At 71.0% G+C, this 14,093-nt stretch carries 15 protein-coding genes; 8 read left to right on the forward strand and 7 right to left on the reverse strand.

The features are described from left to right. Positions 1-56: 56 nt before the first annotated feature. The 4 genes from ABZ880_RS43450 to ABZ880_RS43465 all read left to right on the forward strand — a co-directional run bounded on the left by ABZ880_RS43450 (position 57) and on the right by ABZ880_RS43465 (position 4,094). Positions 57-785: a tRNA-dependent cyclodipeptide synthase gene (locus ABZ880_RS43450; RefSeq protein WP_361275564.1), complete on the forward strand. Its 729-nt coding sequence runs from the start codon at positions 57-59 to the stop codon at positions 783-785. Then, on the forward strand, positions 775-1,962 hold the full coding sequence (locus tag ABZ880_RS43455) for a cytochrome P450 (RefSeq protein ID WP_361275567.1): 1,188 nt from the start codon (positions 775-777) through the stop codon (positions 1,960-1,962). The genes ABZ880_RS43450 and ABZ880_RS43455 overlap by 11 nt, the downstream gene beginning before the upstream one ends. Positions 1,963-2,043: 81 nt before the next feature. Beyond that, a complete protein-coding gene (locus ABZ880_RS43460) occupies positions 2,044-2,733 on the forward strand; it encodes a response regulator transcription factor (protein WP_361275570.1) in 690 nt (229 codons plus the stop codon). Next, a complete protein-coding gene (locus tag ABZ880_RS43465; RefSeq protein ID WP_361275572.1) occupies positions 2,730-4,094 on the forward strand; it encodes a HAMP domain-containing sensor histidine kinase in 1,365 nt (454 codons plus the stop codon). The genes ABZ880_RS43460 and ABZ880_RS43465 overlap by 4 nt, the downstream gene beginning before the upstream one ends. Here the strand turns inward: ABZ880_RS43465 and ABZ880_RS43470 are convergent. Next, entirely contained in the window at positions 4,060-4,560 is a 501-nt protein-coding gene (locus ABZ880_RS43470) for an SgcJ/EcaC family oxidoreductase (protein ID WP_361275575.1), read from the reverse strand. The two genes, ABZ880_RS43465 and ABZ880_RS43470, sit on opposite strands and share 35 nt — an antisense overlap. Before the next feature lie 124 nt (positions 4,561-4,684). On the opposite strand from ABZ880_RS43470, the gene ABZ880_RS43475 reads away from it, so the two are divergent. Continuing rightward, positions 4,685-5,407: a sulfite exporter TauE/SafE family protein gene (locus tag ABZ880_RS43475; protein WP_361275577.1), complete on the forward strand. Its 723-nt coding sequence runs from the start codon at positions 4,685-4,687 to the stop codon at positions 5,405-5,407. Between the two features lie 217 nt (positions 5,408-5,624). Here ABZ880_RS43475 and ABZ880_RS43480 read toward each other — a convergent pair whose 3' ends face one another. From ABZ880_RS43480 to ABZ880_RS43490, 3 genes are all read right to left on the reverse strand, one after another. Then, the gene (locus tag ABZ880_RS43480) at positions 5,625-6,287 is read right to left on the reverse strand and encodes a DUF5063 domain-containing protein (RefSeq protein WP_361275580.1); all 663 of its coding nucleotides are present in this window, start codon (positions 6,285-6,287) and stop codon (positions 5,625-5,627) included. Beyond that, positions 6,280-6,879 carry a recombination mediator RecR gene (recR, locus tag ABZ880_RS43485; RefSeq protein ID WP_361275583.1) on the reverse strand — a complete coding sequence of 200 codons (600 nt, stop codon included), beginning with the start codon at positions 6,877-6,879 and terminating at the stop codon, positions 6,280-6,282. Before recR ends, ABZ880_RS43480 begins: the two co-directional genes overlap by 8 nt. Before the next feature lie 82 nt (positions 6,880-6,961). Further along, entirely contained in the window at positions 6,962-7,306 is a 345-nt protein-coding gene (locus ABZ880_RS43490; RefSeq protein ID WP_030942250.1) for a YbaB/EbfC family nucleoid-associated protein, read from the reverse strand. 292 nt (positions 7,307-7,598) lie between these two features. Here ABZ880_RS43490 and ABZ880_RS43495 point away from each other — a divergent pair, with 292 nt between their 5' ends. After that, positions 7,599-8,348 carry an SLATT domain-containing protein gene (locus ABZ880_RS43495; RefSeq protein ID WP_361275587.1) on the forward strand — a complete coding sequence of 250 codons (750 nt, stop codon included), beginning with the start codon at positions 7,599-7,601 and terminating at the stop codon, positions 8,346-8,348. A 138-nt stretch (positions 8,349-8,486) separates the two neighbouring features. Here the strand turns inward: ABZ880_RS43495 and ABZ880_RS43500 are convergent, their stop codons facing one another. Continuing rightward, positions 8,487-9,098, reverse strand: coding sequence for a hypothetical protein (locus ABZ880_RS43500; RefSeq protein WP_361275589.1), 612 nt, complete (start codon positions 9,096-9,098; stop codon positions 8,487-8,489). Between the two features lie 144 nt (positions 9,099-9,242). Between ABZ880_RS43500 and ABZ880_RS43505 the strand changes: the two genes are divergently transcribed. Both ABZ880_RS43505 and ABZ880_RS43510 read left to right on the forward strand, forming a co-directional pair. Next, positions 9,243-10,430 carry a histidine kinase gene (locus ABZ880_RS43505; RefSeq protein WP_361275591.1) on the forward strand — a complete coding sequence of 396 codons (1,188 nt, stop codon included), beginning with the start codon at positions 9,243-9,245 and terminating at the stop codon, positions 10,428-10,430. Then, positions 10,427-11,032, forward strand: a complete 606-nt coding sequence (locus tag ABZ880_RS43510; protein WP_361275594.1) for a response regulator transcription factor — start codon at positions 10,427-10,429, stop codon at positions 11,030-11,032. The genes ABZ880_RS43505 and ABZ880_RS43510 overlap by 4 nt, the downstream gene beginning before the upstream one ends. 12 nt (positions 11,033-11,044) lie before the next feature. On the opposite strand, the gene ABZ880_RS43515 is transcribed toward ABZ880_RS43510, so the two are convergent. After that, a complete protein-coding gene (locus ABZ880_RS43515; RefSeq protein WP_361275596.1) occupies positions 11,045-12,439 on the reverse strand; it encodes a M20/M25/M40 family metallo-hydrolase in 1,395 nt (464 codons plus the stop codon). A gap of 70 nt (positions 12,440-12,509) precedes the next feature. Continuing rightward, positions 12,510-14,057, reverse strand: a complete 1,548-nt coding sequence (locus ABZ880_RS43520; RefSeq protein WP_361275598.1) for a substrate-binding domain-containing protein — start codon at positions 14,055-14,057, stop codon at positions 12,510-12,512. Positions 14,058-14,093: the final 36 nt, after the last annotated feature.

The following is a 14,093-nucleotide window of genomic DNA, read 5'->3' on the forward strand; positions in this document are numbered from 1 at the left end:
CCACACCAGGAGCACACGGCTCCATCGGGACTAGCGACGCGAAGGATTCTCCTTCCTTGACGACTGCGACCGTTTCCGAGATCCAGCACGTCACACCCGCCGACCTCTTCGAGGTCCGGCCCTTCACTCCCCACTGCGAGGTCATCCTCACCGCCGCCGACCACGCCGTGATCGGCGTCTCCCCCGGCAACAGCTACTTCTCCGCGAGCCGGATACAGGACCTGGCCCGCTGGGGTCTCGCCCTCTTCGAGCGCGTGGACTTCGTCTACACGGACCTGCACGTGGCCGAGATGTACGAGGCGTCCGGCTATACGGCCGACGACGCGCGCCGCAAGGCGGTGAAGAACCTGCGCGGCGTGCGGGCCAAGGTGCTCGGCGCCGTCCGGGCCGCCGACCCCGGCGGCACCCGGCTCAGGGCGCACGCCATGTCGGACTTCCGCGACAACACGGCGTACCGCGAGATCCACGAGGACCTGCGCACCCGCCTGACCTCCGACGACGAGTTCCGCACGACCTGCGAACAGCTCGTCGAGGCCTTCCTCGCGACCAAGGACCGGCAGGTGACCGTCCGGCAGCGCGAGGTCTGCATGGAGTACGTCACCGCGGAGGCGCCCCTCTTCCTGGACACCCCCGCCATCCTGGGCGTCCCCTCCTCCCTCAACTGCTACCACCAGCTCCTGCCGATGGCCGGGCTGCTCTACTCGCCCGGCGCGGGGCTGCGCGCCTCCCGCAACCAGGGCCACGCCATCGTCACGCCTGCCGAGGGGGACACCGATGTCCGCTGACCTGCTCATCGACTTCCCGTTCTCCTGGCGCGGCGACCAACTCCCCGCCGAGGTCGAGGAGTTGCGGTCCACGACCCCCGTACGGCGCGTGCGCACCATCGCGGGCGACGAGGCGTGGCTGGTGTCGTCGTACGAACTGTGCAAGCAGGTCCTGGAGGACCCGCGGTTCAGCCTGAAGGACACCTCGGCCCCGGGTGTGCCCCGGCAGTACGCGCTGACGATCCCGCCCGAGGTCGTCAACAACATGGGGAACATCACCGGCGCCGGACTGCGCAAGGCCGTGCTCAGGGCGCTCAATCCGAAGAGCCCGGGGCTGGCGGAGTGGCTTCGGTCCTACGCCGGTGAGCTCGTCGACGGGCTGGTGCGCGAGGGCGCTCCCGTGGACCTGCGGGGCGGTTTCGCCGATCCGTACTCGTCCGGCATGCACTGCCGCATCCTCGGCATTCCGCAGGCGGACGCGCCGCGGCTGATGCGCAGCCTGGACATCGCGTTCATGAACTCGGCCTGCCCGGTCACCGGGGCCCGGCTCAACTGGGACCGCGACATCGCGTACATGACCGAGCGGCTGGACGACCCGTCGACCACGGGTCTGATGGCCGAGATCGCCGCCCTGCGCGACGATCCCGACTACGCCCATCTCACCGACGAGATGCTCGCGACGGTCGGCGTGACGATGTTCGGCGCGGGCGTCATCTCGACCTCCGGCTTCCTGACCATGGCGCTGGTGTCGCTGATCCAGCACCCGGAGCTGCAGGAGGAGCTGGTCGCGGACCCCGGGAAGATCCCCGCGGCCGTCGACGAGCTGCTCCGTATCAACCTCTCCATCGGCGACGGACTGCCGCGGCTCGCGACCGAGGACGTATTCCTCGGAGACGTGAAGGTCGCGGCCGGCGAGCTGGTGCTGGTCCTGGTCGAGGGCGCGAACTTCGACCCGGCCGCCTTCCCCGACCCGCACACCGTCGACCTGACCCGTGCCAACAGCACGGCCCACCTCTCCTTCGGCGGCGGCCGCCACTACTGCCCCGCCACCGCCCTCGGCCGCAGGCACGCCGAGATCGCCCTGGAGACCCTGCTCGAGCGGATGCCGCGGCTGCGGCTGGCGGTGCCGGTCGAGCAGCTGGTGTGGCGGACGGGATTCATGAAGCGGATTCCGGAGCGGCTGCCGGTGCTGTGGTGACCGTCTGAGCAGCGGACTCGGCGATCGGCCGCCGCCGATCACTTTCGGTCGTCCTTAAATTTCAAGCACTAGGGTTCGCCTGTGCGCGTACTTCTGGTGGAAGACGATGAGCCGGTCGCCGAGTCCCTGCGCCGTGGGCTGATCCGCTACGGCTTCGAGGTCGAGTGGGTCACGACGGGCGGCGCGGCGCTGAGCCACAAGGATCCGTACGACGTCGTACTCCTCGATCTCGGGCTGCCCGACACCGACGGCCTCGACGTGTGCAAGGCGCTGCGCGAGCGCGGTGACGTGCCGATCATCGTGATCAGCGCACGCAGCGACGAGACGGACCGGGTGGTGGGCCTGGAGCTCGGCGCGGACGACTACGTCTCCAAGCCGTTCGGGGTCCGGGAGGTCATCGCGCGGATACGAGCGGTGATGCGGCGCGTGCAGCCCCGTACGCCGGAGGAGGCCGCGGCAGGTCCTGACCGGTACGGGTCCCGGCTGACGATCGACCGCAAGGCGGCCCGGGTGCACGTGGACGGCGAGGAGGTCGCCCTCGCGCCCAAGGAGTACGACCTGTTGTCCTTCCTCACCGAGGAGCCGGGCGCGCTGATGTCCCGGGAGCAGATCATGGAAGCGGTCTGGGACGCGAACTGGTTCGGGCCGACCAAGACGCTCGATGTGCATGTGGCGGCGCTGCGGCGGAAGTTCATGGGGATCATCACCGTCGAGGCGGTGCGCGGGGTCGGCTTCCGGCTGGAGATCGTCAAGGACGCCGAGGCGTCATGAACCGCCAGCTCATCCGCAGTTACATCCTGCTCGTCGCCGTCGCCATCCTGCTGTTCACGGTGCCGGTGGCGTTCACGCTCACCAAGCAGCTGCGCGACGACACCGAGCTGTCGGTCAAGCGCGAGGCGACCACCATGGCGCTGCTGCTGGCCAGTAGCGACAAGTCCTCGTGCGGGGCGCTGACGAGGATGGCAGAGGCGTACGCCTTCGAGACCAAGGACAAGGTCCAGGTCACGACCACGGACCGGTGCGCGGCGGACGTGCCCCGTCCCGCGGGGGACGCGGCGCTGACGAAGGCCCTGGAGAAGGGCGAGCCGACCACCGACTGGGGCTCGGACTTCATCTGGGGCAGGGACCTGGTGATCACGGTGCCCGCCAAGCAGGGCGACCAGGTCGTGGGCGCCGTACGGATCGTGTACTCCACGTCCCATCTCACCCACAGGCTGTGGACGATCTGGGGCTTCCGGGCGGGGCTCGCGGTGGCGGTGCTCGGGGTGGCGGCGCTGATCGGCGCGGTTGCCGCCCGCCGGATCACCGCGCCGCTGCGCGAACTCAACGGCATGGCGAGCAAGTTCAGCGACGGCGACCTGACCGCGCGCTCCCCGGTGACGGGACCGCCGGAGACCCAGACGCTGGCCCGCACCCTCAACCAGGGCGCGGAACGCCTCGACACGCTGGTGGCGTCGCAGCGCATCTTCGTCGCCGACGCCTCGCACCAACTCCGCACCCCGCTGACGGCGTTGCGCCTGTCGCTGGACAACATCGCGGACGGCGTGGACGACGAGTTCGTACGGGAGGACGTGGAGCAGGCGACCGCGGAGGTCGTTCGGATGAGCCGCCTGGTCAACGGCCTGCTGGTGCTGGCGCGGGCGGAGGCGAAGGTGACGGCGGCGGAACCGCTGTCGCTGCCGGACATCGTGCAGGAACGTCTGTCGGTGTGGAGACCGGCCGCCGACGAGCGTGGAGTCACCATCACGCTCAGGGGGAGTGCCGACGGCCGGCCGTCTGTGCTGGCCAGCCCCGGTCATCTGGACCAGGTGCTGGACAACGTGCTTTCGAATGCCCTGGAGGTCTCGCCGGACTCGGGCACCATCACCGTCCGCGTCGAGACCGCGGGCGACGAGGTGGTCCTCTCCGTCCTGGACGAGGGCCCGGGCATGTCCGACGCGGAGAAGTCCCGCGCCTTCGACCGCTTCTGGCGCGGCCAGGGCCTGACCGGGCGCTCCGGCTCCGGCCTCGGTCTCGCCGTCGTCAAGCAGTTGGTGACCGACGACGGCGGAACCGTGGCCCTGCGGGACGCGCCCGGGGGCGGGCTGTGCGTCGTCATCACCCTTCGGGCATCTTCGAAGAGTGGTGGTTGACGATCTTCCACGTGCCGTCGATCTTCTCGTACGTGTACGAGTAGCGGGCCTCGACGGTGCTCTTCTGTCCGGTCCTGGGGTCGGTGAGCGTGAACTCGTAGAGACCGGTGTCGATGGCCGAGTTCCTGTCCAGGACGTCGACGATCGTCTCGATCTTCTTGCCCACCGGCTTGTTCTGCAGGAAGTGCTCGAAGTAGTCGACTATCTCCGCGTGATCGGTTCTGACCTTGTTGGAGACGGTGGGCAGCAGGACCGCGTTCTTGGCGTACAGGTCCGCGACCTTCTCCGGGTCACCCGTCTGCAGGGCCTTGTTCCAGGTGTCGAACAGCCCGGCGATCTGCCGCTCGGTGGGCTTGGCCGCGGGCCTGGGTCCGGCGGTGGCGGCGACGGTGCCGATGGTGCCGAGGGCCACGACGGCGGTGGCGGTGACGATGGCTGCGCGCTTGGCCAGGGAAGGACGGGTCATCACTGTCTCCGGTTCTTGTTCCTGCTGGGGAAGTGACTCCAGACTCGCTTTCCGCCGGTTAGCGCCCGTGCAGCCGTCGTACAGCGCAGATCCAACACACGCCCAATTCACGTGGAGTGACCACTTGGCCACAACGGACCTACTGCTCGCGGGCATCGTGCTGCTCGGCTCCTGCGTGCAGTGGCTGACCGGCATGGGGTTCGCGCTGGTCGCCGTACCCGCGCTGGTGCTGTTGCTGGGACCGGCCGAGGGGGTGGTCCTCGCCAACTGCGCCGCCGGGGCCATCAGCGTCGTGGGCCTGGCCGGCGGCTGGCGTCACATACGCCCGGCCGCGATGGTGCCGCTGTGCGTCGCGGCGGCGTGCACGGTACCGGCGGGGGCGTGGCTGACCCGCCAACTCCCGGAGCCCGCCCTGCTGTTGGTGATGGGCGGGCTGGTGACGGTCGCCGTGCTGCTGGTGCTGCGGGGCGCGCGGGTACCCGCGTTGCGCGGAACGAAGGGGGCGGTGGCCGCCGGCGCGGTGGGCGGCTTCATGAACTCGGCGGCGGGGGTGGGCGGGCCGCCGGTGTCCCTGTACGCGGTCAACGCGGGTTGGACGGTACGGGAGTTCGTGCCGAACGCGCAGTTCTACGGGGTGGTGGTGAACGCGTTCTCGGTGGCGGCGAACGGGGTGCCGGACCTGAGCGGCATCCGCTGGACATGGATCGTCGGCGCGATGACGGTGGGCGCGCTGATCGGCCGGGTCCTCGCCGAGCGAATACCGGAACACCGAGCCCGCCTGCTGGTGCTGTCGCTGGCGCTGACGGGCGGGGTCACGGCCGTGGGCAAGGGGCTTTGGGGGCTGTGACGCCTGGCTGCACGGGTGAACGACGCGACGGAACTGATCCGCGCACCGACCGGACGGTGCGGCAGTTCACGGACAAGGTCGCGCAAACCACCGCGGAACTCCAGCAGCAGCTCACCGCACAGGCCGGTCAGGGCCAGGCCGGGCAACAGCCGCAGCCGGAGCCCGAGCAGGTGATCCGCAGGGTTCTGTGGGTCGACGTGCCGTCCAACAATGCCGGCTACTTGACCGGCCCCATCCCCAGCGGTCCCCCGATCTCCTCCTGCATCACCTTGCCCGCCTCGAACTCCAGTGTCTCGTCGCCCATCGCCGGCTGGTCGGTGTCCAGGCCGTCCAGCTCCTCCAGCGGCTGGTTCAGGCGGACATGTGCGACCACGGACTGGAGCGCCCGCAGGGTCGCCGACGCCGTCGAGCCCCAGTTGGAGAAGTAGGAGAACTGCCACCACCACAGGGCCTCCGTGGTGCGGCCCGCGCGGTAGTGGGCCATGCCGTGGCGGAGGTCGGTGATGACGTCGGTCAGGTCGTCGGAGATCCGGGCCGGGACCGGGGCCTTGCGGGGCTCGTAGGGGTCGAAGACCTCGGAGTAGATGTCGACCGGGTCCAGCAGACGGGCCAGGTTCTCGCGGAGTTCGTCCACGTCGGCGTCCGGGCCCGTGTCGGGCTCGTAGCGCTCGTCGGGGACGATGTCCTCGTGCGCGCCGAGGCGGCCGCCGGCCAGCAGGAGCTGGGAGACCTCCAGGAGGAGGAAGGGGACGGCCGAGTCGGGTTCGTCGCCCTTCGCCACCTCCGTGACGGCCACCAGGAAGCTCTCCACCTGGTCGGCGATCTGGACCGCGAAGTCGTCCGGGTCCTGCGTCGTGGCATGCAGCGTGGCGTCAGACATCTAGGAGTCGTCTCCCCTCGAAGGCGCGGCCGAGAGTGACCTCGTCCGCGTATTCCAGGTCGCCACCCACCGGGAGGCCGCTGGCCAGGCGGGTGACCTTGAGGCCCATGGGCTTGATCATGCGGGCGAGGTAGGTGGCTGTGGCCTCGCCCTCCAGGTTCGGGTCCGTGGCCAGGATCAGCTCCGTGACCGTCCCGTCGGCCAACCGCGCGAGAAGTTCTCGTATACGCAGGTCGTCGGGGCCCACGCCCTCGATCGGGCTGATGGCCCCGCCCAGGACGTGGTAGCGGCCCCTGAACTCGCGGGTCCGCTCGATCGCCACCACGTCCTTCGGCTCCTCCACCACACAGATGACGGAGGGGTCGCGGCGGGCGTCGCGGCAGATGTTGCACAGCTCCTCCTGCGCGACGTTGCCGCACGTCGCGCAGAAGCGGACCTTCGCCTTGACCTCCATCAGGGCCTGCGCGAGCCGCCGTACGTCCGTCGGTTCCGCCTGCAGGATGTGGAAGGCGATCCGCTGGGCGCTCTTGGGACCGACGCCGGGCAGCCGCCCCAGCTCGTCGATGAGGTCCTGCACCACGCCTTCGTACACGGACTGCCGTCCTTCCCGGGGTTCCTTACACGTACGTACGGTAGTTGGCGGACGCCTCTCTTAGAAAGGCAGGTCCGGTTACCTAAAAGGGCAGGCCCGGGATGCCGCTGCCGCCGCCCAGGCCCTGGGCCAGCGGGCCGAGCTTCTGCTGCTGCAGGTTCTGGGCGTTCTCGTTGGCCGCCTGGACCGCCGCGACGATCAGGTCCGCGAGGGTCTCGGTGTCCTCGGGGTCGACCGCCTTCGGGTCGATCTTCAGCGCGCGCAGCTCGCCGGAGCCGGTGACGGTGGCCTTCACCAGGCCGCCGCCCGCCTGTCCGTCCACCTCGGTCTGCGCCAGTTCCTCCTGCGCCCGCTGCAGGTCCTGCTGCATCTTCTGGGCCTGCTGGAGCAGCTGCTGCATATTGGGCTGGCCACCACCGGGAATCACGATCAGCTCCTGGTTTCGTACGGCTTTGCGGGCGGGCCCTTCCCGCCTGGCACGAGCCTACGTGGTCGCGGCAGCCATCGCCCCAGCACTCTTTCGAGTGAGTTGTCGCCGAGTCCTATACCTGATCAAGACCCACTTCCGGGCGGAATAGAGGTGAAACCCGGGGCTTCGCCACCCATTGGGCGGTAGGAAGGGTCCGGCACATCGGCAGCGGGTGTCACGCAACGTGTTCGGTCGCGGGCAGAGTCGTGATCAGGGCCGTGGTCAGGGTCGTGATCAGTAGGGAGTGCGGGTGGGTCAGCCGGAGATGCAGCCCGAGGGTCCGCCCCAGGACGGGCGCGACGAGGGTTCGGCCGGGTTGCGGCCGGGCGATCTGGTCGGGCGGTCGTTCCCGCTCGGCGACTGGGGCGAGCCGGCGGAGCGGCTGCACGAGCTGTATCTGTGGGTGGAGCGAGGGGCGCTGGACACGGCCGCCTGGTATCTCGCGGACCGGGTGTGGAAGCGGCGCGGGGCGCGGGTGCTGCGCGGCGGAGCCGCGTTGGGGGCCGCAGCCGGGGCCGCGCTGCCGCTGTTGGACCTGACCGGTGTCGTCGGCGGGGTGGCCCCGTGGGGGTATCTGGCACTGCTGCTCGCGGTGGCGTGCATGGCGGTGGATCGGTTCTTCGGCGTGACGTCCGGCTGGATAAGGGACGTGGCCACCGCGCAGGCCGTGCAGCGGCGGCTGCAGGTGCTGCAGTTCGACTGGGCCTCGGAGAGTGTGCGGGAGGTACTGGGGCCGGCGGAGGGCACGGCGAGCGAGGCCACCGAGCGGTGCCTCGGGGTGCTGCGGAAGTTCTCGGAGGACGTGACGGAGCTGGTGCGTACGGAGACCGCCGACTGGATGGTGGAGTTCCGGACGGGGTCGGCGCCGATGGGGATCCAGTCGGCGGTGGCCGCGGGCGGCCGGCAGGAGAACGGCGGCCTCAACGGGCGCTTCCCACTGCATCCGGGGACGGGCGCCCGCCCGAACATGCCCCGGCAGCGGCCGCCCGAGCCGAGGTGAGGGCGACCACCGGTGACGGCGGCTAGGGCTCTTCTGATGGATCTCCGTGGGAGAAGGAGCGGCGTTCGATGCGTGCTCCCGGCACGCCGAGAGGGCGTGCCGGGCGTCGCGACGCCGCGCAGATCCATCAGAAGAGCCCTAGCTGAGAAACAGCAGCTCCAGGCCGACCACCGCGTCCACCACGGCGCACCACTCCGCGAAGCTCGGGGCCACGATGCCCCTCAGCCGTTCCAGCCGCACGTGGGCGAAGTCCCACACGCCGTGGAAGAACCAGCCCGCCGCCACCGCGTACCGGCCGATGTCCGGATCCACCACGAGCCCCGACACCGCGAGCGTCCCGAAGACGACTGCCCCCGCGGCCTGCATCCCGAGCACGGTCCGCCCGTGCGGGGCTCCGCGCACCGTGCCCCACAGCAGCACGGCCATCGCGACGGCGAGCAGCACACCGCCCGGCGAGACCGCGTCCTGCGCCTGCACGGCGAACAGCGCCACCACGCCCGCGCCGAGCACGGGCCAGGTCACCCGGGGACTCCCGGCCTGGTTGATGACGACGTACAGCAGCGGCAGCAGCGGCAGGGTCTCCGCATAACCGGTGACGGCGTCCTCGCTCCCGTCGGCCCCCGAGCCGCTCGCGATCAGGGCGCCGGTGAGCGCGAGGGCGAGGACGGTCGGCCAGCGGCGGGCCAGGGCCCGGGCGGTCAGGGTCCGGTGGCTCGTGCTCGGCGTGGTCACGCGGCTCTCATCGGGCATGGCGGGTCTCCGGGTCATATACGGGGGTGGGGTATCTCGACGCCCTTCAGCCTGCGCTCGCGGGGCCGGCCCCAGTAGTGCCGGATGCGCACGTCCCCGTATGACATCTGTCATTCGGGCCGGGCCGCCCGCGACAATGGCTGTGTGGAGGAGGGGGCGAGGGGCCGCGGGGCGGGGCTGGCGAGCTTTCGGCGCTACACCTGGTGGGCGGTGCCCGGCACCGTCGTGTGCGTGATGGTGGTGTCGTACGGGAGTTGGGCGCTGGACGCCGACGTGCCGGGCTGGGCCCGGGTGCCGGTCGTGCCGGCCGTTGTCGTCGCGGCCGTGGCGAGTGCCGTGCTGCTCGGCGGGCTGCTGCACGACGGGGATCCGGTACGTCTTCCGGTGGGGTGGCTGCTGGTCGCGGGGGCCGCCGCGGTCGTGCTCGCCGTGTTCCCGCTGGCCCGCCACAACTACGGGCTGTGGGCGGTCGCGCCCGCGGTGACCGTGGCGATCGGCGCGAGCTACGTTCCGGCGCGCGCGAGATGGGTACTGATCGGCGGAGCCGTCGTCCTCGCGCTCGTGCCCGGCGGGGCCGTCAGCCTGGCCGCCGGGGACGGGGAGTTGGCGTACGCCGCGGCGTTCCCGGCGGGGCTGGTCGCGTTCACCGTGTGGACGGTGCTCGGGCCCCTGTGGGCGTGGCACGTCGCGGGGCAGCTGGACCGGGCGCGGCAGCTGGAGGCGGAGCTCGCGGTCAAGGACGAGCGGCTGCGGTTCGCCTCCGACCTGCACGACATCCAGGGACATCATCTTCAAGTCATCGCGCTCAAGGCGGAGTTGGCTTCCCGACTCACCGAGGCCGACCCCGCCCGCGCCGCCGCCGAGATGCAGGAGGTACGGCAGCTGTGCGCGGACGCCCTGCGGGACACCCGGGCCGTGGTGCAGGGGATCCGCCGTACGACACTGGACGACGAGATCGCCAACGCGACCCGGGTGCTGGCCGCGGCCGGCATCGACGCCCGGATGGACCTCGAACCGGCCGCCGTGGCAGCCGAGTTGGACGAATCCGTGCGCGGGCTGCTGGGGCTGGTCATGCGCGAGGCCACCACCAACGTCCTGCGGCACAGCCACGCCCGCGTCGCCGAGGTCGACTACCGGCTCAGCTGCGGGCAGGCCCGGCTGCGGATCGGCAACGACGGTGCCGACATCCCGCCGGGCGCCGCGGACGGCACCGGACTGCGCGCGCTCGCCGAGCGACTGCGGGCGGCGGGCGGGGAGTTGACCTGGGAGCGGCGGGACGGCGACCGCTTCGAGGTGACGGCCGCACTGCCCGTACAGGGGGCGCCCAGGTGATCCGGCTGCTTCTCGCCGACGACGAGGACCTCCTGCGCGGCGCCCTCGCCGCGCTGCTCGGGCTGGAGGCGGACCTGACCGTGGTCGCCGAGGCCGCCACGACCACCGACGCCGTACGGCTCGCCCTCGAACACCGGCCGGACATCGCCGTACTCGACCTGGAGATGCCGCCCGCCGACGGTCTGCGTGCCGCCGAGGAGATCCGGGCCGCCGGGCTCCCCACGCGGAACGTCCTGGTGACCCGGCACGCCCGGCCCGCGGTGCTGCGCCGCGCGCTGGCCGCCGGGGTCCGCGGGTTCGTACCGAAGACCACGCCCGCCGCCCGGCTCGCGGAGATCATCCGCGACATCGCCGCCGGCCGTCGCTATGTCGATCCCGACATCGCCGCGTCCGCGCTGACCGAGGACGACTGCCCGCTCAGCGACCGCGAGCTGCAGGTCCTGCGTGCGGCCCGGACCGGGGCGTCGATCGCGGAGATCGCCGCCGAGGTGCATCTGGCGCAGGGCACGGTGCGCAACTATCTGTCCGCCGCGATGTCCAAGCTGGGGGCGACCACCCGGCATGCGGCCGCCCATCGCGCGTGGCAGCAGGGCTGGATCTGAGCAACTCCCCTGCTAGGACTGCGGGTTCGGGAAGGCGACCGGGCTGCGCAGGCCCTTCGTGTTCACCGCCCGCACGCCGAAGAAGACGTTGTCCTTCGACAGGTCCACCTCGTACGTCGTGACGTCCCCGGCCGGGATCACGTGCGTCCACTCCGGCGCCGTCGTCTCGCGCCAGACGATCTCGTAGCCCGCGAGATCCGGTTCCGTGCCCCGACTCCACACCAGCTGCGTGGAGTTGGTCAGGGCGGACGTCAGGATCTTGGCTCCCCGGGGTGTGCCCGGCGCCTGGGCCAGGGTCCACAGGGCCGCCGCGTCGACCCTGGCGACCCGCTCGACGAAGTCGAAGTCGCAGAACTCCGGCAGGTCGCCGTACTGCTTGCCGCTGTCGTCGACGCGTACGTCCTGGTGCTGGTGGGCGAAGTCCTCGGCGGGCTCGGTGAAGCGGGCGGCCGGGTAGCCGCGCTCCAGGAAGGGGATGTGGTCCCCGCCGCGGAGGTAGCGGTCGCGGCGGTGGATGACGCGGACGTGCATGCCGGTGGCGTCGTTGTCCGCCACGTCCCGTACGAAACGGGCGAGTTGGCGGGACGGGGAGTCGTTCTCGCCGCCGACCGCCTTGCGGGTCGCCGCCTGCTCCGGGGTCTCCGAGGACGGGACGCCCTCCGCGAACAGACGGATCGTGTGCGGGTCCTTCGTGCCGTCGTCCGCCGTGGAACTGCCGACGATGTCGTTGGTGAACATCGCCTGGACATCCGTGCCGGCCGCCTTCAACTGCTGGGCCAGATACGTCGATCCGTACAGCCCCTGCTCCTCCCCCGCCACCGCCGCGAACACGATCGTCGAGGCCGGCCGCCGCTTCGCCATCACCCGCGCCAGCTCCAGTACGACGGCCACGCCGGAGGCGTCGTCGTCCGCGCCCGGCGCGTCCGACGTGGCGTTCATGACGTCGGTGACCCGGGAGTCGTAGTGCCCGGAGACGACGTACACCCGCTCGGGCGTGACCGAGCCGCGCAGGGTCGCGAGCACGTTGGTGATCTTCGTGGCGGTGGGGATGCGGGACGCCGGTTCCTGGACGTACGACTGGAGTTCGGCCGTCATCCGGCCGCCGGAGGCGGCGGCGTACGAGCGCAGTTCGGCAAGGAGCCAGTCGCGGGCGGCGCCGATGCCGCGGTCCGGGTCGTCCTGCACGGAGAGGGTGTGGCGGGTACCGAAGGAGACGAGCCTGCGGACCGTCGCTTCGATGCGATCTGCGTCCAACTCCCTTAACAATGCACGCAGTTCACGGGACGGCGACTGCGCTGTGGCCGGTGGGCCGCCGCCCTGTCCGGCGGCCTGAGCGGTGCCACCCACCCCCAGTGCGGCCGCGCTCGCCGCCGTCGCGGTCAGGACCGTTCTCCTCGTGGGACGCATGAGTCCTCCTGTGGCTGCCGACGCCTCCCCTCATCGTCATGGACACGCCACCTCGCCACAAGAGGCGCTCTCACTCCCCCGCGCACAGCCCCGAGGCCGCCGTCGACGAGCACGGCAGATGACCGCCCGCCCGGATGACGTTCTCGCTGACGCCCTCGCCGAGGTAGGCCAGGAAGGCGGAGGCCAGGGAGCCGGAGGGGGCGCGGTCGTAGGTGTAGGCGAACTCCACTCCGCGGTACGGGTAGTCGCTCCGGCCGTACTCGATGTCCGCCACGGAGGGTGCCGCGCCGTCGAGGGGGACCGAGCGCAGGCCGCGGTGGCCGGAGGCGAGGGTGAGTTCGGAGTAGCCGATGGCGCCCGGGACCTCGGCCACCTTGTTCAGTACGTCGTCCGTGGAGTCGAGTTCGCAGCGCATGACGGGCGCGGAGATGTCGTCCTTGTGGACGCAGTCCAGCGAGGTGCTGGGCACCCGCTCCCAGCTCTCCAGGACCCGGCGCTGGAAGATCTGCCGGGTCCCGGAGTCGGCGTTGCGGCTGACCAGCACGATCGGGATGTCGGGGAGGGAGGCGTCGACCTGCTTCCAGCGGGTCGCCTCGCCGCGGTAGATGCGGCGTACGTCGTCCAGGGAGAGGCCCTTGGCGGGCAGTCGGATGCCGTCGTTGACGACCAGCGTGAACACGGACAGCGCGACGCGTTGGCCGAGCAGTCTGCTGGTGGCGCCGATCGCGGGGCCGTCCGAGAAGGCGATCACATTGCGGGCGTCCTTCTTCGACTCGGCGCCGAGGGAGGCGAGTTCGTTGACGCCGGCCGAGCTGCCGCGCGCGTCCACGGTGATGTCGGCCTCCGGGCACTTCTTCTCGTACTGCCTCGCCAGCTCCTCCACCACAGGCTTGAAGGCCGTGGAGCCGATGACCCGCAGGGCGCCCTTCTCGCAGCCGATCGGCGGCGGGTTGTCGTCGCGCAGCACGACGATCGCCGCGAGGGCGAGGACGCTGAGCGTGAGCGTGATGGTGATCAGACGGGCGGCGCGGCTGAACAGGGGCGGTTTCTCGTCGGGCGTCGCGCTGCGGTTGGGGTGCACCTCGCCCTCGCGGATGCCGCCGATCAGCTGTATCGGATCGCCCACCCGGCCGCCGGACAGCAGCACCAGCAGCTTGAAGTGGTCGCCGTGGTTGAGCGGGACGCGCGGGATGCGCAGGCTGTTGCCGTCGTAGCCGAAGCCGCGGGCGGCGGTGAAGTGGTCCATCAGATGGTCGGTGTCGTCCGGCTGGGTGACCGAGACGCCGCGGATGGTGCGGTCGGAGAACACCGCGGTCAGGCCGTGGACCTCGGGGCTGGTGTAGTCGTCGCGGTCGATGCCCTGGGAGCCGTCGTTCTCGACGCGGAGCAGGACGAGGGTGGCGTCCGACATGCCGGGGGCCTCGTCGAACAGCCCCATGCGCACGTTGGCTCTGCCCAGGCGTACGTTGTCGCCGATCGGGTTGTCCATCTGCACGCGGTAGCCGACGCGCTTGCGGCGCGGCACCCGGCGCTCGTACCAGACCATGATCCCGGACGCGATGATGCCCAGGACCGCGGTGCCGACGGCCACGACGTTCTCTGCGCTCAGCCACTGCATCGCCGCACCGTACGGGTGTTGCGTGTGCAACGGCCT

The sequence above is a fragment of the Streptomyces sp. NPDC047043 genome, from assembly GCF_040644055.1.
In the GTDB taxonomy this organism is placed as follows: Bacteria; Actinomycetota; Actinomycetes; order Streptomycetales; family Streptomycetaceae; genus Streptomyces.

Coding starts and splice junctions, on each gene's coding strand:
- ABZ880_RS43455 (WP_361275567.1), top strand. CDS start 775: ATGTCCGCTGACCTGCTCATCGACTTCCCGTTCTCCTGGCGCGGCGAC.
- ABZ880_RS43465 (WP_361275572.1), top strand. CDS start 2,730: ATGAACCGCCAGCTCATCCGCAGTTACATCCTGCTCGTCGCCGTCGCC.
- ABZ880_RS43470 (WP_361275575.1), bottom strand. CDS start 4,560: ATGACCCGTCCTTCCCTGGCCAAGCGCGCAGCCATCGTCACCGCCACC.
- ABZ880_RS43480 (WP_361275580.1), bottom strand. CDS start 6,287: ATGTCTGACGCCACGCTGCATGCCACGACGCAGGACCCGGACGACTTC.
- ABZ880_RS43500 (WP_361275589.1), bottom strand. CDS start 9,098: ATGCCCGATGAGAGCCGCGTGACCACGCCGAGCACGAGCCACCGGACC.
- ABZ880_RS43515 (WP_361275596.1), bottom strand. CDS start 12,439: ATGCGTCCCACGAGGAGAACGGTCCTGACCGCGACGGCGGCGAGCGCG.
- ABZ880_RS43520 (WP_361275598.1), bottom strand. CDS start 14,057: ATGCAGTGGCTGAGCGCAGAGAACGTCGTGGCCGTCGGCACCGCGGTC.